The sequence below is a fragment of the Saccharospirillum salsuginis genome, assembly GCF_014651855.1.
GTDB classification, from domain to species: Bacteria; Pseudomonadota; Gammaproteobacteria; order Pseudomonadales; family Natronospirillaceae; genus Saccharospirillum; species Saccharospirillum salsuginis.
On record NZ_BMXR01000001.1, the window covers coordinates 675687 to 701556 of the forward strand.

Annotated in this window: 27 protein-coding genes and 1 tRNA gene; 15 read left to right on the forward strand and 13 right to left on the reverse strand. The window is 54.4% G+C overall.

Going from position 1 to position 25870, the window contains the following annotated elements; all coding sequences use genetic code 11:
- Positions 1–202 precede the first annotated feature (202 nt).
- The 6 genes from IE111_RS02860 to alr (IE111_RS02885) all read left to right on the forward strand — a co-directional run bounded on the left by IE111_RS02860 (position 203) and on the right by alr (IE111_RS02885) (position 6795).
- Positions 203–751: a rhomboid family intramembrane serine protease gene (locus tag IE111_RS02860; protein ID WP_189606964.1), complete on the forward strand. Its 549-nt coding sequence runs from the start codon at positions 203–205 to the stop codon at positions 749–751.
- 162 nt (positions 752–913) lie between these two features.
- The gene (locus IE111_RS02865) at positions 914–2821 is read left to right on the forward strand and encodes a Clp1/GlmU family protein (RefSeq protein ID WP_189606965.1); all 1908 of its coding nucleotides are present in this window, start codon (positions 914–916) and stop codon (positions 2819–2821) included.
- A 105-nt stretch (positions 2822–2926) separates the two neighbouring features.
- Complete coding sequence (locus IE111_RS02870) at positions 2927–3301, forward strand: winged helix-turn-helix domain-containing protein (RefSeq protein WP_189606966.1); 375 nt, start codon at positions 2927–2929, stop codon at positions 3299–3301.
- Positions 3298–3903 carry a nucleotidyltransferase gene (locus IE111_RS02875; RefSeq protein ID WP_189606967.1) on the forward strand — a complete coding sequence of 202 codons (606 nt, stop codon included), beginning with the start codon at positions 3298–3300 and terminating at the stop codon, positions 3901–3903. The genes IE111_RS02870 and IE111_RS02875 overlap by 4 nt, the downstream gene beginning before the upstream one ends.
- Before the next feature lie 374 nt (positions 3904–4277).
- Positions 4278–5642: an alanine/glycine:cation symporter family protein gene (locus IE111_RS02880; RefSeq protein ID WP_189606968.1), complete on the forward strand. Its 1365-nt coding sequence runs from the start codon at positions 4278–4280 to the stop codon at positions 5640–5642.
- Between the two features lie 79 nt (positions 5643–5721).
- Positions 5722–6795 carry an alanine racemase gene (gene alr / locus IE111_RS02885; protein ID WP_189606969.1) on the forward strand — a complete coding sequence of 358 codons (1074 nt, stop codon included), beginning with the start codon at positions 5722–5724 and terminating at the stop codon, positions 6793–6795.
- A 63-nt stretch (positions 6796–6858) separates the two neighbouring features.
- Here alr (IE111_RS02885) and IE111_RS02890 read toward each other — a convergent pair whose 3' ends face one another.
- The 8 genes from IE111_RS02890 to IE111_RS02925 all read right to left on the reverse strand — a co-directional run bounded on the left by IE111_RS02890 (position 6859) and on the right by IE111_RS02925 (position 14498).
- Complete coding sequence (locus tag IE111_RS02890; protein ID WP_189606970.1) at positions 6859–7761, reverse strand: DMT family transporter; 903 nt, start codon at positions 7759–7761, stop codon at positions 6859–6861.
- 115 nt (positions 7762–7876) lie between these two features.
- Complete coding sequence (locus tag IE111_RS02895; protein WP_189606971.1) at positions 7877–8491, reverse strand: SGNH/GDSL hydrolase family protein; 615 nt, start codon at positions 8489–8491, stop codon at positions 7877–7879.
- Positions 8492–9006: 515 nt separating this feature from the next.
- A complete protein-coding gene (locus tag IE111_RS02900) occupies positions 9007–9882 on the reverse strand; it encodes an N-acetylneuraminate lyase (protein WP_189606972.1) in 876 nt (291 codons plus the stop codon).
- Between the two features lie 4 nt (positions 9883–9886).
- Entirely contained in the window at positions 9887–11158 is a 1272-nt protein-coding gene (locus IE111_RS02905; RefSeq protein ID WP_189606973.1) for a TRAP transporter large permease, read from the reverse strand.
- Positions 11155–11637, reverse strand: coding sequence for a TRAP transporter small permease (locus tag IE111_RS02910; protein WP_189606974.1), 483 nt, complete (start codon positions 11635–11637; stop codon positions 11155–11157). The genes IE111_RS02905 and IE111_RS02910 overlap by 4 nt, the downstream gene beginning before the upstream one ends.
- Before the next feature lie 73 nt (positions 11638–11710).
- Complete coding sequence (locus tag IE111_RS02915) at positions 11711–12676, reverse strand: sialic acid TRAP transporter substrate-binding protein SiaP (RefSeq protein ID WP_189606975.1); 966 nt, start codon at positions 12674–12676, stop codon at positions 11711–11713.
- 110 nt (positions 12677–12786) lie between these two features.
- Positions 12787–13695, reverse strand: a complete 909-nt coding sequence (locus IE111_RS02920; RefSeq protein ID WP_189606976.1) for an ROK family protein — start codon at positions 13693–13695, stop codon at positions 12787–12789.
- Positions 13692–14498, reverse strand: coding sequence for an N-acetylmannosamine-6-phosphate 2-epimerase (locus tag IE111_RS02925; RefSeq protein WP_229805164.1), 807 nt, complete (start codon positions 14496–14498; stop codon positions 13692–13694). The genes IE111_RS02920 and IE111_RS02925 overlap by 4 nt, the downstream gene beginning before the upstream one ends.
- A 95-nt stretch (positions 14499–14593) precedes the next feature.
- Between IE111_RS02925 and IE111_RS02930 the strand changes: the two genes are divergently transcribed.
- Together IE111_RS02930 and IE111_RS02935 are read left to right on the forward strand one after the other, a co-directional pair.
- The gene (locus IE111_RS02930; RefSeq protein WP_189606977.1) at positions 14594–15430 is read left to right on the forward strand and encodes a MurR/RpiR family transcriptional regulator; all 837 of its coding nucleotides are present in this window, start codon (positions 14594–14596) and stop codon (positions 15428–15430) included.
- A gap of 89 nt (positions 15431–15519) precedes the next feature.
- Positions 15520–16305: a uroporphyrinogen-III synthase gene (locus IE111_RS02935; protein WP_189606978.1), complete on the forward strand. Its 786-nt coding sequence runs from the start codon at positions 15520–15522 to the stop codon at positions 16303–16305.
- A gap of 281 nt (positions 16306–16586) precedes the next feature.
- Here IE111_RS02935 and IE111_RS24770 read toward each other — a convergent pair whose 3' ends face one another.
- On the reverse strand, positions 16587–16955 hold the full coding sequence (locus IE111_RS24770; RefSeq protein ID WP_189606979.1) for a GreA/GreB family elongation factor: 369 nt from the start codon (positions 16953–16955) through the stop codon (positions 16587–16589).
- A gap of 542 nt (positions 16956–17497) precedes the next feature.
- Between IE111_RS24770 and rnk the strand changes: the two genes are divergently transcribed.
- From rnk to IE111_RS02975, 7 genes are all read left to right on the forward strand, one after another.
- Positions 17498–17905, forward strand: a complete 408-nt coding sequence (rnk, locus tag IE111_RS02945; protein ID WP_189606980.1) for a nucleoside diphosphate kinase regulator — start codon at positions 17498–17500, stop codon at positions 17903–17905.
- A 19-nt stretch (positions 17906–17924) separates the two neighbouring features.
- Positions 17925–18437 (forward strand): Lrp/AsnC family transcriptional regulator, encoded by a 513-nt coding sequence (locus IE111_RS02950; protein ID WP_189606981.1) that lies wholly within the window; start codon positions 17925–17927, stop codon positions 18435–18437.
- Entirely contained in the window at positions 18434–19699 is a 1266-nt protein-coding gene (locus IE111_RS02955; RefSeq protein ID WP_189606982.1) for a D-amino acid dehydrogenase, read from the forward strand. The genes IE111_RS02950 and IE111_RS02955 overlap by 4 nt, the downstream gene beginning before the upstream one ends.
- Positions 19700–19850: 151 nt before the next feature.
- On the forward strand, positions 19851–20921 hold the full coding sequence (alr, locus tag IE111_RS02960) for an alanine racemase (protein ID WP_189606983.1): 1071 nt from the start codon (positions 19851–19853) through the stop codon (positions 20919–20921).
- A 197-nt stretch (positions 20922–21118) separates the two neighbouring features.
- Positions 21119–21370, forward strand: coding sequence for a type II toxin-antitoxin system Phd/YefM family antitoxin (locus tag IE111_RS02965; RefSeq protein WP_189606984.1), 252 nt, complete (start codon positions 21119–21121; stop codon positions 21368–21370).
- Between the two features lie 187 nt (positions 21371–21557).
- Positions 21558–22427, forward strand: coding sequence for a HEPN domain-containing protein (locus IE111_RS02970; RefSeq protein WP_189606985.1), 870 nt, complete (start codon positions 21558–21560; stop codon positions 22425–22427).
- A gap of 137 nt (positions 22428–22564) precedes the next feature.
- Complete coding sequence (locus tag IE111_RS02975) at positions 22565–22723, forward strand: hypothetical protein (RefSeq protein ID WP_189606986.1); 159 nt, start codon at positions 22565–22567, stop codon at positions 22721–22723.
- Between the two features lie 200 nt (positions 22724–22923).
- Here IE111_RS02975 and IE111_RS02980 read toward each other — a convergent pair.
- The 4 genes from IE111_RS02980 to IE111_RS02995 all read right to left on the reverse strand — a co-directional run bounded on the left by IE111_RS02980 (position 22924) and on the right by IE111_RS02995 (position 25782).
- Positions 22924–23000, reverse strand: a tRNA-Ile gene (locus tag IE111_RS02980).
- Between the two features lie 119 nt (positions 23001–23119).
- The gene (locus tag IE111_RS02985; protein WP_189606987.1) at positions 23120–24145 is read right to left on the reverse strand and encodes a M48 family metallopeptidase; all 1026 of its coding nucleotides are present in this window, start codon (positions 24143–24145) and stop codon (positions 23120–23122) included.
- 53 nt (positions 24146–24198) lie between these two features.
- Complete coding sequence (locus IE111_RS02990; RefSeq protein ID WP_189606988.1) at positions 24199–25227, reverse strand: YjgN family protein; 1029 nt, start codon at positions 25225–25227, stop codon at positions 24199–24201.
- A gap of 162 nt (positions 25228–25389) precedes the next feature.
- Complete coding sequence (locus IE111_RS02995) at positions 25390–25782, reverse strand: OsmC family protein (RefSeq protein ID WP_189606989.1); 393 nt, start codon at positions 25780–25782, stop codon at positions 25390–25392.
- Positions 25783–25870 lie beyond the last annotated feature (88 nt).

Consider the following 25870-nt stretch of genomic DNA (forward strand, 5'->3'; position numbering starts at 1 on the left):
CCGGGCGGATTGCATCCGCCTTCGGATCTGGCCTATTGTTTTTCTTCTGTCCGGCCCCGGTTTAGCCCGGTCCGGCATTTTGGTATTCGGCCATTATCCACAGCCACTCCGTAAGATTTCAGTTGATTTTGGGGGTGGACACCCTGGTTAGACCCCGGTGGAGCCGGGGTTGATCGGTCTGATTAAGAGGGGAATTCCCGGCATGAGCCGTTTAAAACCGCCCGTGTTTGCCGTCGCTGTCCTATGGGCGGTTTTTCTGGTCGATGGTTATCTGACCGGAATCGATCTTCGTGTTTTCGGCCTGGTCCCGCGAGAGACGGATCGGCTGTGGGCGATTCTGACCATCCCTTTCCTGCACGGCCATATGGCCCACCTGATCGGCAACAGCATACCCCTGTTGTTGTTCGGCTGGCTGGTGATGCGGCGCGGTACGGGCCGCTTTATCGCTGCCAGTGCCTTTATCATCGTCGTCGGCGGTGTGTTCCTCTGGCTGATCGGTCGCCCGGCGCTGCACATCGGTGCCAGCGGCTGGGTCTTCGGGCTGTGGGGGCTGATCATCGCCGATGGCTGGTATGAACGCACACCGACGGCGGTGCTCACCAGCCTGTTGGTGATCCTGCTCTACGGCGGCATGGTGTGGGGGCTGCTGCCGCAGGCGACGGTCAGTTTCGAAGCGCACCTGGGCGGGCTGGTGGCCGGGGTCTTGTATTCCGGCTTCAGCCACCGCAACCGCCGTGTGGCGCGCCGGTGAACCGCTCCCCTTTTCCGCCTGGCTCGTCGGTCCCATGGGTGTAGTACGGCAATCACCTTGAGTACTGGCGGGAAGACACTAGTGTTATAGGTCCAACCGACCGACATAGGCTGGAGATAGCGACCGTGGTTCTGGACGTTCAACCGCTGACGGAGCCCAGTGATGACCCCACCCACCGCACCAACCTGGCACGACTACGACCCGGATGGGCTGATTGAGGGCCTGGAGGATGGCACGCGCCTGATGGTCTTCGGCGACCCCGGCAGCGGCAAGAGCCGGCTCTGCGCCGACCTGGCGGACGCCCTTCTGCACATCGGCCGGGAATGCCTTTGTGTGAACGCCGACCCGGCCTCGCCTGCGTTTGGGCCGCCCGGAACCCTGAGCCTGGGCCGACGTCAGCGAGAACAGTGGCAGGTTCTGCGACGGGAAGCCTTGTGTACGCTCGATGCCGGTCGCTTTCGTCTGCCGCTTTGCCAGATCGTCACCCGACTGATGGACTTCGCCGACGACCGCCCGGTGCTGATCGACGCGCCCGGCCTGACCCGGGGCATCGCCGCCGCCGAGCTGTTACCCGCGCTGGTCGACGCCGCCGGTGTCGACCACCTGGTGGTGCTCGGCCAGCCCGGCACACTGCCGCTGCCCGACGAACTGGCCGCCCTGCCCTGTGCCATCACCCGGATGCGCAGCCACCCCGACGCCCGACAGCCCACGACACCGGAACGGCGCAACCAACGCAGCCAACGCTGGAACGCCTTTCTCGCGCAGTGCGAACCGAGGACCTTCAATCTGGACCACAGCCGCGTGACCGGCACGCCACCGCCCCGGTTCGCGCCGCAAGCCTGGGTCGGTCGACAGATCGCGGTGCTCGACCGGGGCCACACCGTCGCACTGGGCGAAGTCCGCTCGCTGGACGGCAACCGACCCACCGCCTGGCTCGATAACTCCGCCCCTGGCGATACCCTGCTGATCCGCAATGCCGTGCGCAAAGCGGACAGGACCCTCGGAACCGCCGCCGAACCGGTCAGCCGGGGTAAAACCCGGGCGCCGGTCCTGCTGGGCGAACCCAACCAGCCGATGCATTTCACCGTCGGCCGCCTCAACGCCACCCTGCACAACGGCGTATTCGGCGACCCCATGCTGGAAGTGTCGTTCAACACCCGTCAGCACTGCGTGCTGTTCGACCTCGGCGAAGCCGGCCACCTGCCGGCGCGACTGGCGCACCGGGTCAGCGACGTCTTCTTCAGCCATGCCCATTTCGACCACATCGGCGGTTTCCCCTGGCTGTTACGCGCCCGCCTGCTGCCCTTGCCCGCCTGCCGACTCTACGGCCCACCCGGCCTTGCGCAGCACATCGCGAGCTGGATCGGCGGCGTGCGCTGGGACCGCATCGGCGAACAGGCCCCCGAGTTCCACATTCAGGAAGTCCACGGCGACCGCATCGAGCACTACCGCATCGTCACCGGCGGCCCCCTGCAACACCAGGCCACCAGCGACCTCCACAACGGCCTGCTGCTGAGCGAATCCGGTTTCCGGGTCCGTACCGTCACGCTGGACCATGACATCCCCGTGCTCGCCTACGCACTGGAGCACGCGAACAAACTCTCGATCCGCGAGACCGCGCTTCGGGACATGAAGCAGCCGCCCGGACCCTGGCTGGGCGACCTTAAACAAGCCGTACAGCATAACCGGATGGACGAAACACTGACCCTGCCGGACGGCACGGAACACACGGTCCGTACCCTCGCCGACCGTCTGGTGGAGCAAACCCCAGGCGAAACCCTCGTCTACGCCACCGACCTGGCCGACACCCAAGCCAACCGCACCGCCCTGATCGGGCTCGCCCGTGGCGCCGACGCCTTCGTCTGCGAAGCCCCCTTCCTGCAGGCGGACCGGGAACAGGCCCGCAGCACCCAGCACCTGACCGCCCGAGCCTGTGGCGAGATCGCGGCGGCTGCCGGCGTGAAGCGGTTGGTGCCGTTTCATTTCTCCAAACGGTACAAAAAGGATGCGGGGGCGGTGTATCGGGAAATTGAGGAAGGGTTTGGGCGGTCGGTTCAGGATAGTGACTGAGAGATTAGCAACTTTGTAACCTCACCCAGATTGTACCAACTATTGGTTTATATAAACCACTTAATGGTCTATATTTACCAAATGTAGGTTAGCTGGAATGTACCCATGTTTGTCTTGAAAGGCGTGTTACGGGCGGAAAGCCAGGAGAAGGTACTCATTTACCTCCTCCTCTGTGGGTCCGGATATGGAAAGCAGATCGCGACATTCTTCGATGTACCCACCAACCCGATCCAAAAGCAATTGGCTCGGTTGGAGACAGATGGCGTCATCGTCAGCCATGCGGTCGGCAAGGTCCGCGTCTATGAGTTGAACCCCCGCTACCCCTTCTTTCAGCCCCTGAAAGAGCTTTTAAAAGCAGCAATCTCGGCCTACCCACCCGAAATGGTTAACCGCCTTTTGGTTGGGCGGACACGACCACGCCAACCCGGTAAACCATTGGTTGCAGCCCGAAACCGTTCGGAGGAGGACCCGGGATCATGAGGGATTTCAGTAAAACCTCCATCATTGAACTAGCGGCCATTGTCGCCGAACACCTTGAGCGGCACGGTATAGACGTTGTGCTTGTGGGCGGACTGGCTGTGGAGATCTATACGGACAATCTTTATCTCACCAAAGATATCGATATGGTGAACACAAACTATCAAACGCCCAAGAAAATGAATCCGGCCTTGGCGGAACTGGGGTTCCACAAAGAGGGACGGATTTACGTCAACGACACAACAGATATCACACTGGAATTTCCACCTGGGCCTCTGGCTGTCGGCAATACTCTGATCTCGGTTGACCAAATCACCCGAGTTGGAGAAGGCCAAATTCCCATTCTTGGCATCAAAGATGTCATCAAGGACCGACTGGCAGCCTACATACACTGGGGAGATCAACAGTCGCTGATTCAAGCGCTGGCTATGATGCTGAAACATGATATCGAACCCAATACATTCCAGGAATTCTGTACTCAAGAGGGTGCATCGGCTTCATATACACTGCTGAAGGCCCTGTATACCGAAGCGGAATCCCAGCAAGTAACCACGATGGAACACCTGGAAACACTGCTGACGAAAACCTTGCTAGACAGCCTTTGACCTGCTGAACACCAGTATTGGATGAATTGGCATTCGCATAGGATTCCTTGGAAGTTCATCGGGCAAACAAAACGACAGATCGCTAGCGACCGAACCGGTGGCGCTGTCACCGGCACCATCGGACAGATCAACTCCGGTGCGTTCAGGGCTTGGTCGCCCTGAACCGCTTCTCCACAGAAATTTTCACTATTCTTTTCTTTAATTGCGTTAATTTCTCCTGCAAGCACACCCTTTCATCAGGGTCATCATCAAAAATCCGACCCAGTTTCAGGCACACCTACTTAAGCCTCATCGATAGAATTTTTGCGGTCCGCGGTTGGGCGTTTGCTCGCCCGACTCACCTCAGATAAAAACAACGATGAGGATTACCCATCATGGAACTGCTAACCGAAATTATTTCCGCCATCAACGGCGTCGTCTGGGGCCCGATGATGCTTGTGCTGATTCTGGGCGTCGGCCTCTTCCTGCAACTGGGCCTCCGTCTGATGCCCATCCTGAAGCTGGGAGCCGGCTTCAAGATGATGTGGGAAGGCCGCTCCACCTCCGACAGTGACCGCAATGCCGGTGAAATTTCCCCCTTTCAGGCCCTGATGACGGCACTGTCCGCAACCGTCGGTACGGGCAACATCGCCGGTGTCGCCACCGCCGTGTTTCTCGGCGGCCCCGGCGCGCTTTTCTGGATGTGGTGCACCGCCCTGGTCGGTATGGCGACCAAATATTCCGAAGCGGTACTGGCCGTGCAATTTCGTGAAGTCGACGAGAACGGCAACCACGTCGGCGGACCCATGTATTACATCAAGAATGGCCTGGGCTCCAAATGGGCCTGGATGGGCACGCTCTTCGCCATCTTCGCGACGGTGGCCGGGTTCGGTATTGGCAACACAGTGCAGTCCAACTCCGTCGCCGATGTGCTGGAGGCCAGCTTCGGTCTGCCCGACTGGGTCACCGGCGTGGCCCTGATGATTCTGACCGGTGCGGTTCTGCTGGGCGGAATCAAGCGTATTGGTCGAGTGGCCGGTTCCCTGGTGCCGTTGATGGCCGCGGCCTATCTGATCATTGGCCTGATCGTGCTGGGCATCAATGCCGATGCCATTCCCGCAGCGCTCGCCACCATCTTCCAGGACGCTTTCACCGGTACCGCCGCTCAGGGTGGTTTCGCCGGCGCGGCCGTCTGGGCCGCCATCCGGTTTGGCGTGGCACGGGGTGTGTTCTCCAACGAAGCCGGCCTTGGCAGTGCGCCCATCGCCCACGCCGCCGCGCAAACCAACGACCCGGTGCGCCAGGGCATGGTGGCCATGCTGGGCACCTTCATCGACACCATTGTCACCTGCTCCATCACCGGCCTTGTGATCATCACCTCCGGCCTGTGGACCGGCGGTGAATCCGGCGCAGCGTTAACCTCGGCCGCCTTCGAACAGGCGCTGCCGGGCTGGGGCGACAGCCTGGTGGCGATTTCCCTGGCGATCTTCGCCTTCACCACCATCCTGGGCTGGAGCGTCTACGGTGAGCGCAGCGCCGAATACCTGTTCGGCGTGAAAGCCATCCTGCCGTTCCGGTTGCTTTGGATCCTGGCCTTGCCCGTCGGCGCCCTGGCCGGCCTCGACTTCATCTGGCTGCTGGCCGACACCCTGAACGCCCTGATGGCCATCCCCAACCTGGTAGCCCTGGCTCTGTTGAGCCCGGTTGTCTTCAGACTGACACGCACGGCCATGGCCAAACGCGACGCTCAAACCGCCTGACGGTTCAGCTATCTGACCGTCTGACAAACCCTTCCCGGGGCCTGCACCCGCAGGCCCCCTTTCCCATCCTGGAGGTTGTATGGCCCGCCCTGCACGCGCCCGCATCGATCTGGACGCCATCCGGCATAATGCCCGACTGGCACAGACCCTCGCCCCGGACAGCCAACTGATGGCCATCGTCAAAGGCAACGCCTACGGCCATGGTGCGGTACCGGTGGCCCGGGCTCTGGCCGATCAGGTGGACGGCTTTGGCGTGGCCTGCATCGAAGAAGCGCGCGAACTGCGCGACGCCGGCATCCATAACCGACTGCTGCTGTTGGAAGGCTTCTTCACCGCCGATGAACTGGATGAGATTGACCGACTGCGTTTGGACGTCACCGTCCACTCCGACTACCAGTGCCACGCCATCGAACAGGCAAACCTCAGCGAGCCGATCGCTGTCTGGCTAAAAGTGAACACCGGCATGAACCGACTCGGGTTCGCACCCGAAGACATTCCCGGCTTGATCCAGCGACTGGACCGCTCTCGCCTGGTGAGCGAACGAATCCTGATAACGCATCTGGCCCAGGCCGACAACCCGGGCGCTTCAACCACAAAAGATCAACTGGCCCGGCTGGAGAAGTTGATGGATCAGTGCTCGAACCTGCCCCTCAGTATCGCCAATTCCCCCGGAGTACTTGGCTGGCCCGCCACTCACGCGAACTGGATTCGCCCCGGCATGATGCTCTTCGGCGCCAACCCGATCGCCGACACACAACCGGGCTTAAAAGCCGCCATGACCCTGGAATCGGCCGTGATCGCCGAACGCCGGATCGAACCCGGAGACACACTGGGCTATGGCGACCACTACCGCGCCAACCGCCCCATGCGCATCGGCGTTGTCGCCCTGGGCTATGCCGACGGCTTCCCCCGACACGCACCCAATGGCTTACCGGTGCAGATCGACGGCCACGACAGCGTACTCGTCGGCCGGGTGTCGATGGATATGCTAACAGTGGACTTGACAGACTTACCGGATGCCAGGGTCGGCAGCCGAGTGGAGTTTTGGGGGTCGAATGTGCCCATTGAGACCATTGCCCTGGAATGTGGCACCATTCCTTATGAGCTTGTGAGTCAAATAACCGCTCGTGTTACGCGCACCTATTCCTATTGAAACACTGATCAGGCGGTGATAGCACCGATTATTCGTACGACTTATGTCAAGTTAAAGATGCCATTATAACGGAGGTTCAATTGGTGAAACATCCGAACCTAATGGATGCTTCAAAGCCAACCATGAATGCACGAATACGGCACCAAGTATCGCTGCGCCACCGTATATGGTTAATGGCGGCACAGTTTCACTCAACACCAGCCATACCCAGACCGGACCAAGCACTGACTCGATCAGTAAGAACAAACTGACTTCTGGGGATGGCAGATATCGGGTTGCTTTCATCAGCATCACCGAGGCTATTGGCATTTGCAGCAACCCCATAACCGCAAGCCAACTGTAGCTGACGATAGTCATGTCACCCAGGTCTGTGAACCCTATACCAATAGCCGCCGTAACTAGCCCACTCATGGCTACGACAGGAATTTTAGGAAGGTCAGGTAAACGGCGCAGCAGTGTGAGCGTCAGCCCCATCATCAATGCAAGGAGAAGCGCTATCATGTCCCCAACCCACGACTCAAGGCCGATGGAGCCTGCAAATACGACAACCACACCGGCCAAAGAAACTGCAATAGCGACCCAAGTACGCAATGGAATTTTCTCGCGCAGTAGGAACCACGAGAACAACGCCGCAAAAAAAGCGGAGCTACTTAGGATTACGACTGTATTAGCGGCTTTGGTGGCACTAATACTGAACACAAAAAGCGCGGTATTGATACCGTATAGCAATGTAACCAAGAGTGCCGCTCGTCCGTGGTCACGATAGACTCGAAACTGTGATAGTTGTTTTCGCATCGCGAGTAATGCTGTCAATGCGATAAAAACAAACAGTCCTCGGAACAAGGTAATATTAAACGCCTGAGTCTCTGCGAGGCGCACAAGTAAGGCATCAAAACTGAGAACCGTGATCCCAACGCTCGCAACCGCAATGCCTTTCCGGTGATCAACTATTGGTGTTTGACTCATAGACACCTCACTCTTGGACTAATAAGATAGACGTGCCAACCTACAACAGTTCACGAACATAAGGAAGTCATCCATGATGGGTTGTTGGCACCAATTCACTGTTGAAAAGAATTATTCAAATAAACGGAATAACACCTTCGGCTAAGGTACGATGCTGCAAGGAGTCCCAGTGGATGCCTTCGGAGGGGTCGCTCTTAACAAGACGGCCAGCATCCAGAAACTTACACCCGAGTTCTTGAGCCCTTTTCTGATATTCCAAACCGATTTTTCTTGACTTGCCTTGAGATCCTTGAAACGACCCAGCTTCCGTCCCCGCCTCTACAATAGGGGGTGGTGCTATCAGTAGAACTTCCGGCGACTTATTGGTTAAGCTGAGTTGAAAAGTCAATACAACCTCTGCGCAGGCTTTTACCCCCATGGATATATCGTAAGCAGACAATGCAAATCGACTCTTGAGATCATTAGTCCCCAGTAAGAGTATAACCATATCGGGTTGATGAGATTCGAGCGCTATAGGAAGGAAATGTACTCCATTTCTGGTTGCGCCATCAAACGGGTCATTCCATACCGTCGTTCTCCCAGGCAAACCCTCCTCGACGACATGATAAGTGTCACTCCCCAAGGCTTCCTGAAGAAGCATCGGCCAACGCTCCTTTTTACCATACCGGCGAGACATACCAGAGACTGCACCCCAAGTGTTTGAGTCCCCATAGCAAAGTATTGTGTGCATTAAAGCTTACCCTCACAATTGACGATATAGACTAGGTCACCATAGAGCATCTATCAAAGCATCAAGTTACGCACACGTCTAATGCCCAAATTCAAGGATGCATTGCTCAATATCGAGTTGTCTGTATTTTTCGAAACCAAGTAGTGCTGTGTCCTTCCGACCCGGAAACCACCACTATCCAGCAGCCATAATATGAACTCATTCACGGTGAAATTACCTTCCAACTTCATCACCAATTCACCGCTCGATGACCATGATAGGATAGGCAGGGAGCGGTTTGGTCCATCGGCGAAGTAGTTTGTAATACGACTGTTGGATACGAACCGCATTCGGATTCGAAATTCGTAGCCATGAATCTGATCAGCCTCGATATCGAGCTTAAGCAAGGTACAATTCCACTAGCTTCAGCCACTTGTTCCATTAGACTCTTACTACGATATTCGGTGGCCACAGCCGAACATCACTGAATAAAAAGGGGGGCCGAAGCCCCCAAGAGCAATGACAAGCCCTTCTCGTCAAAGTTGGTAGGTATCTTTAATCCTCTTCAGGTCGTCCCATTGATCATCCGACAACCAGGTAAATGGTTTACGTGGTTGTCCGACATCGTAACCCTGAAGCTTCAGCATACCTTTTATACCCGCCAGAAATCCGGGTTTAAGCAATACATCAATGACGCTGTTGATTTCGTTCTGCTCTCTTGATGCCGTTACGAAATCGCCATCCTCCACGGCCTTCCATAACCGCAGATAACGATCAGGCATTACATTGTATGTAGAGCCAATCCCTCCATCTGCCCCCATAACCGCACCACTGACCAACATATAGTCTTCACCGTGATATATCAGTTTTTCTGGGAAACGCTGTTTGAGCCGTTCGATGACAGTCATATTGGTGGTTGTGTGTTTCAGACCGATAACATTGTCCCACGACAACATTTCACCCAGTTCATCCAGTGAAAAATCGACACCGGTTACTGACGCGGCGTTGTAAACCACCATGGGTAAATCTACGGTTCGCACGATTTCTTTGTAAAACCCCATTATTTGGGTCTTAGTAAATCCATAGTAGAACGGAGGTGTTGACGAAATGGCGTCATAACCACACGCGTGCGCTTTTCGGCCCAACTCAATCGTATTGGGGGTACTGATAGCACCGATGTGGGCCATCAGCTTGGCTCGTCCCTGGTTGATTCGGGCTACAACCTCCAGAAATTCAAGACGCTCGTCTTGTGTCTGTAGATAGCATTCACCAGAACTCCCACCGATATAAAAGCTGCGGATCCCTTTCTCCAGGAAGTGCTCAAACAGCTTTTCGGTTGAACTAGGGTCAATCTTTCCGTTGTCGTCATATGGAGTGACCAGAGGGATGATAATGCCTTTGGAGTCAAACATGGGATTATCCTAATAATAAGTTGGGCAAAAACAGTGTTATCTGGGGAAACACAGCGACCAGAATTAATACGATGAACAATGGAATGAGAAAAGGAATCACACCGCGCGTCAGAGTATGAAACGGGATATCCCCAACTTTAGAAACAACAAACAGTGCCATACCCATAGGGGGTGTCAATATTCCGATCATTAGGTTCATCATCACCATCACACCGAAGTGGACGGGGTCGATACCAAACGTCATAGCTACTGGGACTAAAATTGGAACCACGAGCAACAGCAAGGCGAGCGCTTCTATGAACGTTCCCAGGAACAACAACATCAAGTTTATGAGAATGAGAAACATCCATGGACTGTCCGAGAACGCCAGGAAGAATTCGGCTACTTTCTTGGGTAATTCTTCCAGAGCGACGACGTATCCGAACAGAGTGACGCCCATTACCATCAAGGCCACTACGGCGGTCGTGCTGACCGTTTCGCGGAAAATGGTAATCAAATCGCTCCAACCGATTGTCCGATATACAAAGCCCCCCAAACACAGAGAATAGATCGCCGCAATGACCGCAGCTTCTGTTGGAGTAAAGACCCCTGAAAAGATACCACCAATGATGATGGCCGGGGTCAAGATGGGCAGAAAAGCCTTTTTGGCTGCTTGCCAGCGTATGGCCATGGTCTGCTTGTCCTGTACCTCGTAACCCCGCTTCTTGGCAATAAAATACACCATGGTCATGAGGGCCAATGCACACAGCACCCCAGGAACCATTCCCGCAATAAAAAGAGCGCCAATGGAGGATCCGGATACCACACCGTATATCACCAACGGAATGGATGGGGGTACCAGAGGGCCTATGATCGAAGAAGCCGCAGTAATACCGCCTGCAAAATCGTCGTGGTACTTACCATCCCTCATGGATTTGATTTCGAGTTGACCCAGCCCGCCAGCATCTGCCAGCGCACTCCCGGACATCCCGGAAAAGAGAAGACTGGCCATGATGTTCACATGCCCCAAACTGCCCGTAATGTGGCCAACCATCGCTTTGGCAAAATTGAATATCCGTTCAGTCACGCCAGCGGCGTTCATTGCGATCCCCGTCATCACGAAGAAGGGAACCGCCAGCAATGGAAAGGTATTCAACCCCGCGATCATGCGCTGTGTCGCAAAAACGATACCCAAATCACTGAACACCAGATAAATGACGGAAACCATGATCAAGGAGAACCCGACCGGCATCCCTACAAAAAGCAACAGAATCCACCCAAGGAACAGCCAAATCATGATTCTTCTCCTGACTGTGGTTGATTGAAGTCGCGAAGATCCAGGATCAAACGCTGTACTAAACGAATTACCAGAAGCGCGGTAGCGACTGGATAGGCGCCGTAGAGCCAGGACATCGGCAAATCCAGGCTGACCATGGACAGTCGATGCTGCATAAGGGCCATGTTGTATCCGATGTAGATCAGGTAACACATAACGGCCACAATCGATATGTCGAGCACGACCTCAATCGTCTTCCGAGGCACACGCGGTAGGAAGTTAACAAAAAAGTCGATTTTTACGTGTTCACGACGTTTCGCGACTGTGCAAATGCCTAGCAACGCACAGTAGATGAACAGGTATCGAGAGACTTCTTCCGTCCAGATCAACGGGCTTCCCAATACAAATCGACTAAAGACCTGAAGGAACAGCGTTACCAACAGCATAGCCATCAGCAACATTCCCAAGGTCTCCTCGAAGTCTTTAATCCACTTTGACATACGATTCTCGTTTGATCAGAGGCGGAAAGGCTCGACAGGTATTCACCTGCCGAGGCCTTACCCACTATAGTGGTTACAGTGCCTGGATATCGGCAACCAAAGACTCGCCAAGCTCTTTTTCAAATTCGTCATACATCGGTTGCATGGCATCCCGGAATGGCTGCTGATCAGGACGGGTTACCGTCAGACCTTCCGACTTAAAGAAGTCGACCAACTCACGCTCACCCTCGATCACTTCCTGTGCCATAAAGTCGGCGCCTGCCTGCAACGCCTCTTCCAGTGCATCACGGTCCTGCCCGGACAACCCCTGATAGGTTTTCTCACTGACGATCGTGATGATGTCCTGGGCCATGTGACCTGTCAGCGCCAGATAGTCCTGAACTTCGTAGAACTTCTGAGCGTTGATGGTGGGCAGTGGGTTTTCTTGCCCATCAACGGCATTGGTTTGCAGGGCCAGATAGACTTCAGAAAAGGCGATGGGTGCCGGAGAAGCTCCAGAGTACTTGGCAAAGTCAAGCAAAACTCGGGCATTAGGCACCCGAAGCTTCAGCCCGTCCATGTCTTCAATGGACTCAATCGGTCGATTCGATGTCGTATGCCGGGTACCAAAGTAGGATACCGCCATCGGATGCCAATTGTACTCTTCGGTCATTTCATCGCGCAGGTCCTGACCAAAATCACTGTTGTAGATCGACTTGATGTGATCATAGTCACGGATCACATACGGAAGCTGGGTCACGCCGGCACGCGGGATCCAGTCACCAATACGCCCCATTTGGGCATAGGTGACGTCCAGTGTGCCCCAGGTTACCTGAGCTAACATGTCGCGATCATCGCCCAACTGCCCTTCCGGAAACAGACTGATGGTTACTCGACCATCGGTAGTCTCTTCGACTTGTTTAGCTGCGAGCTCGGCCGCCTTGTACTCAAGGCTCGAGACCGAGGCTTGCATGCCCCATCTAAGATTGGTGTCCGCCAGCGAATAGCCAGCCACCCCAAGTGTCAATGCGACAATGGAAGTGATTTTTTTCAGTTTCATGGTACTACCTCTTGTTGTTGTGACAGGATTGTAATTGAGTCAATGCCAACAATAGCGTCAACTCGTCAGCGGTATCATCCCACTGACAGGATTCATCGTTTATCTTTGACTTAGTCGTTCGCGAGATCCATCAGCAACTGGCGCTCAGCAATAAACGCAGCCCCCTGCACCCCGGAAAGATGGCCACATTCCGCGACTTCAATGCGTGGGCCATCAATCAGTTCACGGCTGATCAATAACGCTTTGACCTGACTTAAGTAAGTCGGCTGCAAGCCTATACTCCCACCGAGTACGACTTGATCCAGATCAAGCGTCATATGCAACGTATCGATCAAATGAGCTATCTGACGTGCGCTCGCTGAAATCAGTTGCTCACTGACCGCTTCCGGAACCGAACCGTCAAACAGTGATTTGGCAGTCACCTGCTGGCCAACCCTCTGACTCAGCTGTCGACCCAAGGCCGCGCCAGAGGCTCTGCTTTCTATGCAGCCCGGCATCCCGCAACTGCAGATCGTCAACTCATCGGTTTCCGGGCTCTCAATACCGCGTATGTGGCCAGCGTGTGACGCCAACCCTGTCCCACTGATGAGAGGCCGCCCATTTATGACCAGGCCGCACCCTATGCCGGTGGAGACAGTGACAAATGCCAGGTTTTCCGGCTCTGGCTGATCTCCCGATGTACGAACGCAGTATTCGGCATACGCCGCCGCAGTCGCATCATTGACGAGAGTCACTGGGGCTTTAAATTGCCGTGCAAGATCGGCTCTGACATCAATTGACTGGATCCAGCTCAAAACGGAGCGATTCAACGGGTCTATCCGATCATGGGAAACACGCCCCGCTGAAGCGACGGCCACAGCATCTACGGGCAAGTCACCAACCATCGTTCGAAGCCAATCTTTCAGTATTTCCCACGTCATGCTTTGGGATGCCCACTGCTCACGGGCTTGTATTACTCCATTTGCGAAGTACACGCCCAGCACTTTTGTTCCACCAACATCCACTGCTAAAATATTCATTGCGGTTCCCGCCCTTCCAAAGCGCTCTCATTCACCTTATTCATAGCCGAAAGGAACCACCCCGTCACATCGTCCGGACGTGTGATCGCTGAGCCCACTGTCACGGCGAGTGCACCGGCCTTTATAGCTTCATGGGCATCCTGAGCGGTTCTAATTCGTCCTTCTGCAACGACCAACCACCCTTTGTCTGACCAGCGTTTGACCAACTGGAAGTCGGGCTCGTTAGGTACAGGTCCGTCAACGTAGCCTGACAAGGTGGACGCAATCAGATCGCAACCCGCCTGGACCATCTCGGCGCCCTCTTCGAACGTCGAACAGTCGGCCATAGCCATACACCCTCTCTCGTGGATTCTGGCCAGTACCTCCTTGGCAGGAACTGGGCGAATCCGATCTGTGGCATCGAATGCGATGATCGTCGCTCCAGCATCAGCCAACGAGTCGACGTCCTCCAAGTAAGGAGTGATCCGCACCGGGCTGTCCTCAAGGTCGCGCTTCACAATACCGACCAGGGGCTTATGCGTGACAGCCGCCACCGCAGCGACCCGCTCTGCACCTTCAATGCGCAAACCGTGACAGCCTCCAGACAATGCAGCCTTCGCGAACCGGACAACACCATCAACATCGTCAAAAGGCCCGCCCACAGTGGGCTGACAGGAAACGAACAGTGCTCCGCTAATGGACTGAAGGGCTTTTGATTGGAGATGGCGCATATTTTTATCCGATACATCTTTTGTGTAGAAATTTTTCACCATTATGTACCGCAGAAAACACTTTGCAACCCTTTTGAAGAAATTTTTTGCCAAAAAGAGACCTACACCTGAAAACCAGATATCATTGTGATTGTTTGCTATATGGCCTGGTGGTACGTTAAGGCCCCCGTTATGAAGGAAAGGACACGTTGAACAACAAAAACATCCTGGTACAAATCCAGTCCAACGTCGCCAGCCTGAGCCCGGCGTTGAAACGGATCGCTCAATACGTCTCGGAATCTCCCGATACAGTGATCTACCAAACCATTACTGAGCTGTCCGAACAGTCAAAATCCAGCGAAGCGAGTGTGATCCGGTTCTGCCGAGACCTGGGGTTCAGCAGTTTCGCCGACTTCAAGATGGCTCTGGCGCTGGACCTGACGAATCGTGAAAAGCGAGGACGACGACGCGAACCAGATTCAGGGGGCATGATCGCTCAGTACGGCCAGAATGCTGTCAGCGCTCTGGACGACACGGTATCGCTGCTGAACGAAGACGCAGTGAAGTCAGCCGTAAAAGCACTGAACAAAGCCAGAGGGATCGACCTCTACGGCGTAGGAGCGTCTTCCGTTACGGCCGCATACGGAGAATACCGACTGCTGCGGCTCGGTATGCGTCCTCACCTGTTCAGTGATATGCACTTGGGGCTGATGAGTGCCTCTCAATTAGGCGCACAAGATCTGGCGATTTGCATCTCGAGTTCAGGCTCAACAGTCGATATTGTTAAAGCGGCTCGGATTGCCAAGGATCGCGGTGCAACCGTATTGGCGATCACGAATACGGTAAAAAGCCCATTGGCGTCGGTAGCAACCCTGACTTTGATTGCTTCGTCCCCAGAGTCACCACTAACTGCTGGCAAACTGGCCTCGAAAGTCGGGCAGCTTCTGATACTGGACATTTTGTTTGGGGAGCTGGAAGGAGGGAAGAAAACGTTCGAATCTGCCTTCCAGGAGACGGCGGATGCGACTGGAGGCCTGTCCTATTAGCAATACCCAGTCACATCAAGCTAAGTATCCAACAATTCCAGCGCTATCCAAAAAGGCTGGAGTGGGGCAATCGGTAAAAAGGTGAAATAGTGGTTTATCCTAGTGTACAGGTTCTCTACACCCGTTCTTCAGCATCGTTGAATAGCGTTCGTTCGGTCTTGCCCCCTCCACACTTCCATGTCAAAGCTCTACCGACCATTAGCATTGAACACATACTGTACCGATCTGATCTGGAAGACATATTCAGGAACATCGCCAAATATGACGTATTAGTAGTAACCTCTGTCGAGACCGTTAAAGTCATCGCGCATTATTTATATACACAATCTATCAAATCCGCCGCAACTCTAGGGATGACAGTAGTCGCTGTCGGGACTACCACGGCTGATGCTCTTAAGTCGATTGACATCGGAGTGGATGTAGTACCGGACACTTTTAACGCATCTGGAATCGTACAACTGATGGGGCTACCCGATAGCGACAAGCTTCAAGTCCTTTTTCCCAGGGGGAACAAAGCCAGCAATAAGATCATTGAAGGACTGAGCAATAAGGGATACAAAGTTACTTCACCCGTTGTATACAAAAACACTTTCGCCCACCACTCGGAAAACACGATCCATAAGGTACTGGAATCGACCGATTGCATAGCACTAACATCCCCATCTTCACTGCATGGCCTGCTAAAAAACCTGGAACGTCACAATGCAATGCACTACTTAAGTGAGATGACCATTGCGGCAATTGGTGATGTTACCAAAGCAGCCTGCATGAAAGCCGGTTTCCAGGTTGATATTCTTCCTAAAAAATACACAGCAATGGACATGGCTTTGGCGATTAGGGGCTTTTTCACGGATCGTAGGATAGAAGGTGGCTGAGCCGGTGTTTGTCCTTATACCCCGAATCAGCCATTTACCGAAATCTCTCTAGTTCAGACCTCCAAAGAGTGCTTGTATTCAACTATCGGTATTTCTTTTTTTCTGTTTTTCCTTCCGTTTTTCTTTCAAGGTTTTCTGAGCTTTCTTTTTCTCTTGTCTGTCTTTAGCCATACCATTTACCCAATAAATTATATACCTTGATTATCTACAAACACGCTTAGTCCACCGAACGTGGGCCAATCAAGTACTTCAAGGCGGCACCCTCCCCGTCCTCAGTGAATTTAATCGAATACCCTTAGAACACTACACTGAATAGAATTTCGAAATACACGAACGCGAAATGTCTCCCCCTCCCGCTTTCCGAGCAACGCAGCCCCCATAGGTGAAAAGACGCTTAGAAACGGCATCTCCGTAGAGGCGAGGTCGTTCGTTAGTGTCGCTACGATGTGTTCATCGGTATCGAGTATCCGAACCTGGACTGTACTGCCTACGCCCACCCGCAACGGGGACTTGAGACCATAGGTCTCCATCATTTCAAACGTGGCCATCAATTCATACGGTCGAGCCAATGCGTGTACAGTACTGGTGTAACCAGCCCGGCGCATAAATTGGTACCACTTGGAAGTACCAATTACAGACTTTGTAGACATCTCTCACTCCAACACAATCAAAAAAAACAATATCGTTGGGTTAGCCGAGAGACACATTCTGCCTCTCGGCTTAATTCAGGAAGGTGAGGTGATGTGTATCATTAGGCATGATGGTGTGATACTTCGTGTTCTGGTTTAGCTACCGGACTATACCCCCGAAATAAATAAAGACAAGAGCACGATCTGGTCCACCGCGTGGACTGCAATTCTTACTTTTGCGAATGCCTGCGTTCACTCGTATTCATGTTATCGAATAATAGCAGGCTTGTTTTATGTAAAGGTATCGTGAGACTGACTTGATTTTGTCCTTAGTAGAGCCTATGGTTGAAGTATCTTTTCACGAGCCACAATGTCCCAGTGATGAACCACGCAATACGTCAACCGCATCACAAAACCTCCCTGACCTTCCCCATCTAAGCCGGGCGGCCATCGGCTGTCCGGCTATTTCCTTTGCTCCAAACAACTGAATTCGGATCGAGTGCAAGGCGCCAATTTCTTGGCCTGCACTGATTTTTTATTGTGCTCGTTCGCAAGGATCACCTATGGACATCGAATTTGTCATTTCTTCTCTGGACTGTGAGCGTCTGGAGAGTTTGATCGACAGCGCCCCCGCGACTGTCCAAAGAAATACTGTCGAGCTTCAAAAGAAGCTTGCCAATGCAACCATTGTCCCTCCCTCTTCAGTACCTGGCGATGTAGTCAGCATGAACTCAGTGGTTGAATTCGAGCTTATTGATTCCGGCGAGCCTTTCGAAATGACCTTGGTCTACCCACGAGAAGTGAATGGCACGCAGTCAACGCTATCAGTTTTTGCTCCCATTGGAACAGCACTTCTGGGGTGTCGTCGCGATGCCGAGGTGTCGTTTGATCACGGCAATGGCAAAACTTCACGGATTCGCGTGATAAACATCTACTACCAACCGGAGAGCAGCGGTGACATGCACCGGTGAGAACTACCAGGGGGCTAGTATGTCTGATCAGACAAGCAATCATGATTTATCAGCACTGGACAAAGACATGTTGTCCATACTTCGGTCGAACGGTCGAATCCCCATAGACGATCTGTCTGACCAACTTGGGCTGAGTTGCACGAAAACCCGAGAGAAGCTTGAGCAGTTAGAACAGTGTGGGTACATAAAAGGGTATCAGGCCATTGTCGATGTCGATCGATTGTATACAGGTTTCAACACCTATTTACTGATTAGCCTCGGCCATCAGACAGCCAACAATCACAGGAGAATCGAGCACTTCGTACTTAACGAAGCTTCTGTGATCGAGTGTGTTTATCTATCCGGCGAAAGCGAGTACCTAATGAAAGTATGCACCGAAGACATCGCAGATTTTCGCGAACTCGTTACGAAACTGTATCAGCACATTCCCGATATTTTGAGCTTAGACAACAAGCCAGTGCTACAAACCATTAAATCCCGAACTCAGGACTTTACGGATGGAACACTGGCACTTCAGGAGAAAAGCCAATGAAAGTTGTCGTACTGGGTGCAGGTGTCATCGGTGTTACTACCGCCTATTACCTGGCAAAGGCAGGCCACAAGGTGATCGTGGTCGATCGCCAGGGTGCCGCTGGCATGGAAACCAGCTTTGCAAATGCCGGGATGATCTCAACGGGATACAGCACACCCTGGGCAGCACCGGGAGTACCTATTAAGGCCATAAAGTGGATGTTTCAACGCCTGGCTCCCTTTAAAGTGTCGCCAGGAGCATTGAACCGTCATTCTATGCCGTGGCTCATTCAGATGACTCGTAACTGCAGTCATTCGGCCTACGCAACCAATAAACAGCGTCTGTTAACACTGGCGGAGTACAGTCGTGAAAGCTTTCTTAAATTGGAAGATGATCTGAACATTGCTTATGACAACCGTAAACATGGGACCCTGCAGCTGTTTAGAAACAAAAAGCAACTTCACTCAATCCGGCAGGACTTAGATGTCCTCGATGATATGGGTATCCCCTATGAACTTCTCGATGCTGAGGGTTGTTTAGCAGTTGAGCCAGGCCTTGCTCATGGATCAAGAAACTTCGTCGGTGGTCTCCGATTGATCAATGACTTGACGGGTGACTGCCACCTATTCACTCAAACACTGGTCGACGAATGTCGAAAAATGGGGGTTGAGTTCAGGTTTGATACCGTCATCGACTCTATCAAAGCCACTACCCGAAATATCATGTACGTTTGCACTGGTAGCAGAGTGATAAAGGGGGACGCTTATGTATGCGCTTTGGGGTCTTATTCACCTGAACTGTTGAAACCACTGGGTGTCAAGTTGCCCATCTATCCGATTAAAGGCTATTCGCTAACCTATTCGATCAGCGATCAGGAAAACCACGCACCAAGGTCCACCATCATGGACGAAAGCTATAAAGTGGCAATTACCCGATTTGATAAGCGAATTCGAGTGGGAGGCATGGCTGAAATTGCTGCATTCAATTTGAAGGCCTACAAAAAGCGCCAAAAAGCGCTCGAATTCGTTTTGAACGATCTGTTCCCCGGATCAGTCGGTCTGGATGAGCCGGAAGCCTGGGCAGGTTTGAGACCGATGACACCGGACAGTACACCTATTTTAGGCAGAACACGGTACTCTAATCTGTACCTGAATACGGGACATGGCTCACTTGGGTGGACACTGTCTCTCGGATCGGCACGAACCCTGGCGGCGATTATTTCGGAACTCCGACCTGACGTGTCCCCCGAAGACTATTCCATCGTTCGGTACAGCAATGGGTGAACAAGAAGTTTTGATTAGTGGCCGCGGCTTATTTGAACTTTGATCTCAAAGCGCGACGCCCAATCCGCCTGACGGTTCAGCTATTTGACTGTCTGACAAACCCTTCCCGGGGCCTGCACCCGCAGGCCCCCTTTCCCATCCTGGAGGTTGTATGGCCCGCCCTGCACGCGCCCGCATCGATCTGGACGCCATCCGGCATAATGCCCGACTGGCACAGACCCTCGCCCCGGACAGCCAACTGATGGCCATCGTCAAAGGCAACGCCTACGGCCATGGTGCGGTACCGGTGGCCCGGGCTATGGCCGATCAGGTGGACGGCTTTGGCGTGGCCTGCATCGAAGAAGCGCGCGAACTGCGCGACGCCGGCATCCATAACCGACTGCTGCTGTTGGAAGGCTTCTTCACCGCCGATGAACTGGATGAGATTGACCGACTGCGTTTGGACGTCACCGTCCACTCCGACTACCAGTGCCACGCCATCGAACAGGCGAACCTCAGCGAGCCGATCGCTGTCTGGCTAAAAGTGAACACCGGCATGAACCGACTCGGGTTCGCGCCCGACAATGTTCCAGATTTGATCCAGCGACTGGACCGGTCCCGTCAGGGGAGCGAACGGATCCTGATGACGCATCTGGCCCAGGCCGACGACCCCGGCACTTCGACCACCAAAGACCAACTGGCTCGATTAAATGCACTGTTGGATCAGTACCCGAACTTACCTATCAGCATCGCCAATTCCCCGGGCGTCCTTGAATGGCCCGCGACCCACGCGAACTGGATTCGCCCCGGCATGATGCTCTTCGGCGCCAACCCGATCGCCGACACACAACCGGGCTTAAAAGCCGCCATGGCCCTGGAATCGGCCGTAATCGCCGAACGCCGGATCGAACCCGGAGATACGCTGGGCTATGGCGATCACTATCGCGCCAACCGCCCCATGCGCGTCGGCGTTGTCGCCATGGGCTACGCTGACGGTTTTCCACGACATGCGCCCAATGGCTTACCGGTGCAGATCGACGGCCACGACAGCGTACTCGTCGGCCGGGTGTCGATGGATATGCTGACGGTGGACCTGACGGACTTACCGGATGCCGGGGTCGGCAGCCGTGTGGAATTCTGGGGGCCGAACGTGCCCATTGAGACCATAGCCCGGGAATGCGGCACCATTCCGTATGAACTGGTGAGTCAGGTTACGGCTCGCGTTCCTCGGTATTTCGAATAAAGTGAGTATTGATCAGCGGTTCCTGCACCATGATTCACACAAAGGAGCAATTGAGTTGACTGGCCGTCGTATTGGACAGGTAATTTGACTTGTCAGCCGACTTGCACAACATTAGGCTCAGCCATGGCGAATGCAACGCAACCGTTCAATTAGCGTTCGAGCACCTAACCAACTTTTGAATCCCTGAGTAATAACCGATGCATACGATCAGCTTCTCAGCATTCCGCGCTTCACTGGATCAGGTGCTGGACAGGGTAAACGAAGATCACACTCCAGTCATGATCACACGGCAGAACGGAAAACCAGCCGTGCTGCTCTCATTGGATGAGTTTTCTTCTTATGAGGAAACTGCCTATCTACTGGGCAGTGCCAACAATGCACAACGACTGGCCCTAGCGATTGAAGCGCTTGAGGGTGACCAGGGAATCCGAAGATATAACAAGGGATGAACTAAGCAAAGGTTTAGACAACCCAGAGCCACTCGCACTCGGTTGAGGTGTTTAAGGGCCAAACCGCATCGACCGGGAACGCTCTCTCGTGTATAAAGTAGCGGATGGCGCACTGAAAAACTGAACAGCATCGAACCCACTACGGATCAAAGCCCGGCACATGTCTGGCCTATTAAAACGGGCAGCTATGAAAACAAACATCGACCATTTACCAGAAACTAAACAGCAAGAACTACAGCGCATCGTAGCTACTATCCTTGACGCCTGCGACGCGGTGGAGATGGTGATTCTGTATGGCTCCCACGCCCGAGGTGACTGGAAGGACGGCCCTCACGAGCAAGGCAAAGGCCGACTCGTGATTCACAAACAGAGTGACTATGACATTTTGGTCATCACTCTGGATGAGTATAGTGCGCGCGATGCTTCCCTCTGGCGCGGTGTGAAGGACACCTGTAAAAAATCCGGTTTGAGCACCTATTTAAGCCTCATCCCTCGCGATATCTTCTTCGTGAACCAGAAGTTAAGAGAAGGTCAGTACTTTTTTAGCGAGGTTATTGAGCAAGGTGTTTTGTTGTATGACAGTGGCCGTATGACATTGGAAGAACGGAAGACGCTTGACCCCCAAGAACAGAAACGCATTGCGCAGAGTGTTTATGACGATGTCTTTGGCAGCGCTAAAGAGTTTTACGATGTCTACGAATATGTGTTCAATAAAGGGTCATACAAAATAGCCGCATTTCAATTGAATCAAGCTTGTGAGCATACTTACAAGGCTGTCCTTCTAATCTTTGGTGGCGAAAGCCCACACGAACACCTTTTGGATAAACTGGAAGACTGGGCAATTGATTATTTACCGGACATCGAAGGTTTGATCCCACGGGAAACCAAGGAAGAACAGGACTTGTTTGATCTGCTGGACTACGCTTATATCGGTGCCCGGTATGACTACAGCTATAGCATCACAGAGGGGCAGTTGAAGCAGCTGGCCACCGGCGTAAAACAACTTCAAGATGTAGTAGATTTAGCCTGTCAGCACAAAATTCAGAATCTCGTCTAACACGATTCGATCCACCCTGGTTATCGACGTTTCTGATCAGTTTCAGACAGCACCTTGAACGATGTTCAGTTTGCTTGTCAGGCTGTGTTAATAGCCATCAACTGATATACTTCATTCAGTAAGCAGGAGAATATTACATGACTGCCAGACATACCCCTAAAAAAGTCAGCAAAGACCGTATTTACAGAGCTGTTGCCAGCTCCACGGCTATAGAAACTGGTGGTTCTATTAAAGCCATTGAACAACGGCTCAAGGCCAACTTAAGTAAATTCAAGGATCTGAAATTGGCAGACTAAAGTTTTTCCAGAGAATCTTTCACCAGCATTTCCCATTTTCACATATCGAATATCGCCAGCTACACCTGCTTGTATGGCTGCAAAGCAGTAGTCCTTGTGTTTATCGAACAGTGAATAATCCAGCGGGCTAAAACACCTGACATCAATGAATCACTCCATTGAAAGCTGTCATTACACTAATTACTTTTCACGGGTAAAGATGGTGGGCCCTGGCAGACTTGAACTGCCGACCTGCCGATTATGAGTCGGATGCTCTAACCAACTGAGCTAAGGGCCCAAGACGGGTCGGCGGGAGCCAACCCGGAAAGCAGTCGGCATTATAACGTCCATGCCGCGTACGTCTACCCAGGTTGTTGATTCTGCTGGGCTTTTCTCGCTTCTCTCGCCTCTTACCGGTCATTCGAAGCGTTGGATCCGCTCTCGCGTCGCGGGGTGGCTGGAGAGGTACTCTTTCCAGGCGGCGGTCTTGTCCGGGTCGGCGCCGTGGCTGTCCATCATTTTCTCCAGGGCCGAGGCGAAGGCCTGCCGCTCGAGGCCGGCGGCCTGCATCAGGTCCATGGCGGCGGTGTCGGCTTCCCATTCCATGTCGCGCGAATACGACAGCTGCGCCAGGGCGTAGGGGGCCGAGACGACGATTTCGGACAAGGCTTCGCTGTCGCCGGTGATCAGCAGCGTGGCCGCCAGCAAGGCGGAGGAGCTGATGATGCCGCGCACGCCGTGGTCATGCCGTACATGGCCGATCTCGTGGGCGGCCACGGCGAGGAATTCGTCCTCTTCGACCAGTTCCACGAATTGATCGGTAAACACCAGGGTGCCATCCGGCAGGGCAAAGGCGTTGGCGCCCAGGGCGTCGCTGCTGTAGAACAGGACGCGCACCTTCAGGTCGGCCAGGTGGTCGGCGAAATGCCGCTCGAAGGACGCGCGCAACGCCTGTTGGCGTTCCTCGCTGAGCGTGGTCGGCTCCAGCCAGCTGCGTTCCATCCAGTGCAGGGCCTCTTTTCCCGCCATCTCCCGGGCCTTGTCCGGCACCAGCGGCGCGGTGGCTTCGGCCATGGCCGGAATGCCGTGCCGGTAGGTTGCCCAACCGGCGGCGACCACTACGATCAATAGCCCCAGAATCCACAACGGCGCCCGTTCCAGTTTGGGCAACCAGAGCGTGCGTTCGCTCTTGTGGCCGAACTGTCGCAGGGCCTGGTCGATCCGGTCGTTGTCGCGGGTTTCCAGACGGCCAATATCGGGCAGCGTCAGGAACCTCGGTGAGCGGCCGAGCCGGTCACTGACCTCGACAGCGGCAAAGGGGCAACGGAAGCTGCGGTCGAATGCCTGAAAGCTGAGCCAGCCGCTGGCATCCAGCGTGACCGTCACGGTCTGGCTTTCGGCCAGGCCGTCGGGGTAGAAATTGGCACTGAAGTGTTGGGTCATCCGGGTGCTCTACTCGGAGCCGAAGACCGCCATCGGCGGCCTCGGCCAGGGTCTTAAATGCCGAAACCGACGTCCACGTCGTACACTTCGCCCAGCTCTTCGCCCAGGGCGGATTGCTCCTTGGCCTGGCCGGCGGCGATGGTGCCAACGTTCCCGGCGTCCAGGAAGGCGAGCGAATTCGCATTCAGGCGGGCCAGCCGGACCTGCGACCAGGGATAGGCCAGACCCAGTGTCAGCGCGACCACGATGGAGTTGCTGATGAACACCCAGATGAACCGCCCGACCGGCATGTTGGCTTCGAAACGGTTGCCTTCGATGTGCACACCTTTCCAGTAGACGTTGAACAGCATGGGTTTGAACGCCAGCATAAGGCCGTAGATGGCCAGGTACCCCACCCCGATCAGGGCCATGGAGGCCACGCTGAACCCGATGGCGATCAGGGCAATCGAGGCGACGATGCCGATGACCAGACCGAACACGACGGACTGGTAGTGCTTCACGGTGGCGTCGAAGTTGAAGTCTTTATTGCCATAGGCGTGATGGGTGACGATGTATCGGGCCGAATAATGCATGGCGTTCGGCAGCATGATGCCGAATGTGATCATCCCCAACAGCGGGTACAGCAAGAATGCCTTGCAGGCGCCCCAATAGCTGCCGGTGAAGCGGAAGCGTACACCGCGATAGGCGGAATAACGGGCGTTGAAGCGCAAGCCGGCGTTCACCAGCCAGGGCAAGGCCAATAAGAACGCGACTATAAAGACCAGGAGGATTTCCGGCACGAAGTTCGCGACCAGCTGCAAAGTGATGAAAAAAGCTACAGCGATTATGCGTCCCTTCAGGATCTGGCCGCCGGTGGCCAGGTATTCGAAGGAGGCGCCGGCAATCTCGGTGTTGCCGTAGAAGTACCGCTTGTTGCGGACCTTGGCCCACGCGGAGTAGATGCCCAGTGTCAGCACCGTCAGTGCGATGTTGACGATCCAGATGCCGAAGTATTCACCGCCTTTGCCGTGGAAGTCGACGGGAACGGGGCGCAGGGAGGGATGGGAAGAGACCGGAGCGTCGGTCGAGGACAGGGTCGTCATAACGTTTCCTTGTTTGAAATCGGGTTTTTGTGTGTTGCACGGGCGCGCGGCGCCCGTCGCTCCGCCTTGGAACGAATCGCGGACTTTACCCGGTTCTCCGGTTCAGATCAAAGCCAAAGCGGACCGATGTGATACCTGCCCGGTTCCGCCTCGGTCGTTGGTTCACCCCTGCTGGGCTTTGATGTTCACCGGCAGCCCTTGTTTCAGGGTATTGGAGGCGATGCAGCCGCGCTCGGCGATTGTGACCAGTTTGTCCAGATCCCGGACGTCGGGGCCGCCGGTGACGGTCATGTCGATGCGCTCGAACACGGCCGGGTTGCCGCCCATGGTGGCGGTGATGGCGACATCCACCGGGCCGAGGTCGATGTCCCGGCCCTGGGCGGCGGCGACGAGGTTGGACATGAAGCAGCCGCCGAGGGCGGCGAGCAGGGTTTCACCGCCCATGGGGCCCTGGTTTTCGCCGCCTTTGTCGGTGGGGCGGTCCATGGTGACCGTGTGGTCGCGGATGTGGGCCTCGGAGGCGGTGTTGTCTTTGCGGTTTAGGGTTATGGTCATTTGTGGCATGGGGTTGTGCCTCGCTCGTGTTTATTTCCATGGTGGGCGGTGCCCACCCTACCGACAACATTGGACATGGAGCATGACA

Bases quoted from the DNA above. Each gene is read 5' to 3' on its own strand.
- IE111_RS02860 (WP_189606964.1), top strand. From the start codon at position 203: ATGAGCCGTTTAAAACCGCCCGTGTTTGCCGTCGCTGTCCTATGGGCG.
- IE111_RS02865 (WP_189606965.1), top strand. From the start codon at position 914: ATGACCCCACCCACCGCACCAACCTGGCACGACTACGACCCGGATGGG.
- IE111_RS02870 (WP_189606966.1), top strand. From the start codon at position 2,927: ATGTTTGTCTTGAAAGGCGTGTTACGGGCGGAAAGCCAGGAGAAGGTA.
- IE111_RS02875 (WP_189606967.1), top strand. From the start codon at position 3,298: ATGAGGGATTTCAGTAAAACCTCCATCATTGAACTAGCGGCCATTGTC.
- IE111_RS02880 (WP_189606968.1), top strand. From the start codon at position 4,278: ATGGAACTGCTAACCGAAATTATTTCCGCCATCAACGGCGTCGTCTGG.
- alr (WP_189606969.1), top strand. From the start codon at position 5,722: ATGGCCCGCCCTGCACGCGCCCGCATCGATCTGGACGCCATCCGGCAT.
- IE111_RS02890 (WP_189606970.1), bottom strand. From the start codon at position 7,761: ATGAGTCAAACACCAATAGTTGATCACCGGAAAGGCATTGCGGTTGCG.
- IE111_RS02895 (WP_189606971.1), bottom strand. From the start codon at position 8,491: ATGCACACAATACTTTGCTATGGGGACTCAAACACTTGGGGTGCAGTC.
- IE111_RS02900 (WP_189606972.1), bottom strand. From the start codon at position 9,882: ATGTTTGACTCCAAAGGCATTATCATCCCTCTGGTCACTCCATATGAC.
- IE111_RS02905 (WP_189606973.1), bottom strand. From the start codon at position 11,158: ATGATTTGGCTGTTCCTTGGGTGGATTCTGTTGCTTTTTGTAGGGATG.
- IE111_RS02910 (WP_189606974.1), bottom strand. From the start codon at position 11,637: ATGTCAAAGTGGATTAAAGACTTCGAGGAGACCTTGGGAATGTTGCTG.
- IE111_RS02915 (WP_189606975.1), bottom strand. From the start codon at position 12,676: ATGAAACTGAAAAAAATCACTTCCATTGTCGCATTGACACTTGGGGTG.
- IE111_RS02920 (WP_189606976.1), bottom strand. From the start codon at position 13,695: ATGAATATTTTAGCAGTGGATGTTGGTGGAACAAAAGTGCTGGGCGTG.
- IE111_RS24770 (WP_189606979.1), bottom strand. From the start codon at position 16,955: ATGTCTACAAAGTCTGTAATTGGTACTTCCAAGTGGTACCAATTTATG.
- rnk (WP_189606980.1), top strand. From the start codon at position 17,498: ATGGACATCGAATTTGTCATTTCTTCTCTGGACTGTGAGCGTCTGGAG.
- IE111_RS02950 (WP_189606981.1), top strand. From the start codon at position 17,925: ATGTCTGATCAGACAAGCAATCATGATTTATCAGCACTGGACAAAGAC.
- IE111_RS02955 (WP_189606982.1), top strand. From the start codon at position 18,434: ATGAAAGTTGTCGTACTGGGTGCAGGTGTCATCGGTGTTACTACCGCC.
- alr (WP_189606983.1), top strand. From the start codon at position 19,851: ATGGCCCGCCCTGCACGCGCCCGCATCGATCTGGACGCCATCCGGCAT.
- IE111_RS02965 (WP_189606984.1), top strand. From the start codon at position 21,119: ATGCATACGATCAGCTTCTCAGCATTCCGCGCTTCACTGGATCAGGTG.
- IE111_RS02970 (WP_189606985.1), top strand. From the start codon at position 21,558: ATGAAAACAAACATCGACCATTTACCAGAAACTAAACAGCAAGAACTA.
- IE111_RS02975 (WP_189606986.1), top strand. From the start codon at position 22,565: ATGACTGCCAGACATACCCCTAAAAAAGTCAGCAAAGACCGTATTTAC.
- IE111_RS02985 (WP_189606987.1), bottom strand. From the start codon at position 24,145: ATGACCCAACACTTCAGTGCCAATTTCTACCCCGACGGCCTGGCCGAA.
- IE111_RS02990 (WP_189606988.1), bottom strand. From the start codon at position 25,227: ATGACGACCCTGTCCTCGACCGACGCTCCGGTCTCTTCCCATCCCTCC.
- IE111_RS02995 (WP_189606989.1), bottom strand. From the start codon at position 25,782: ATGACCATAACCCTAAACCGCAAAGACAACACCGCCTCCGAGGCCCAC.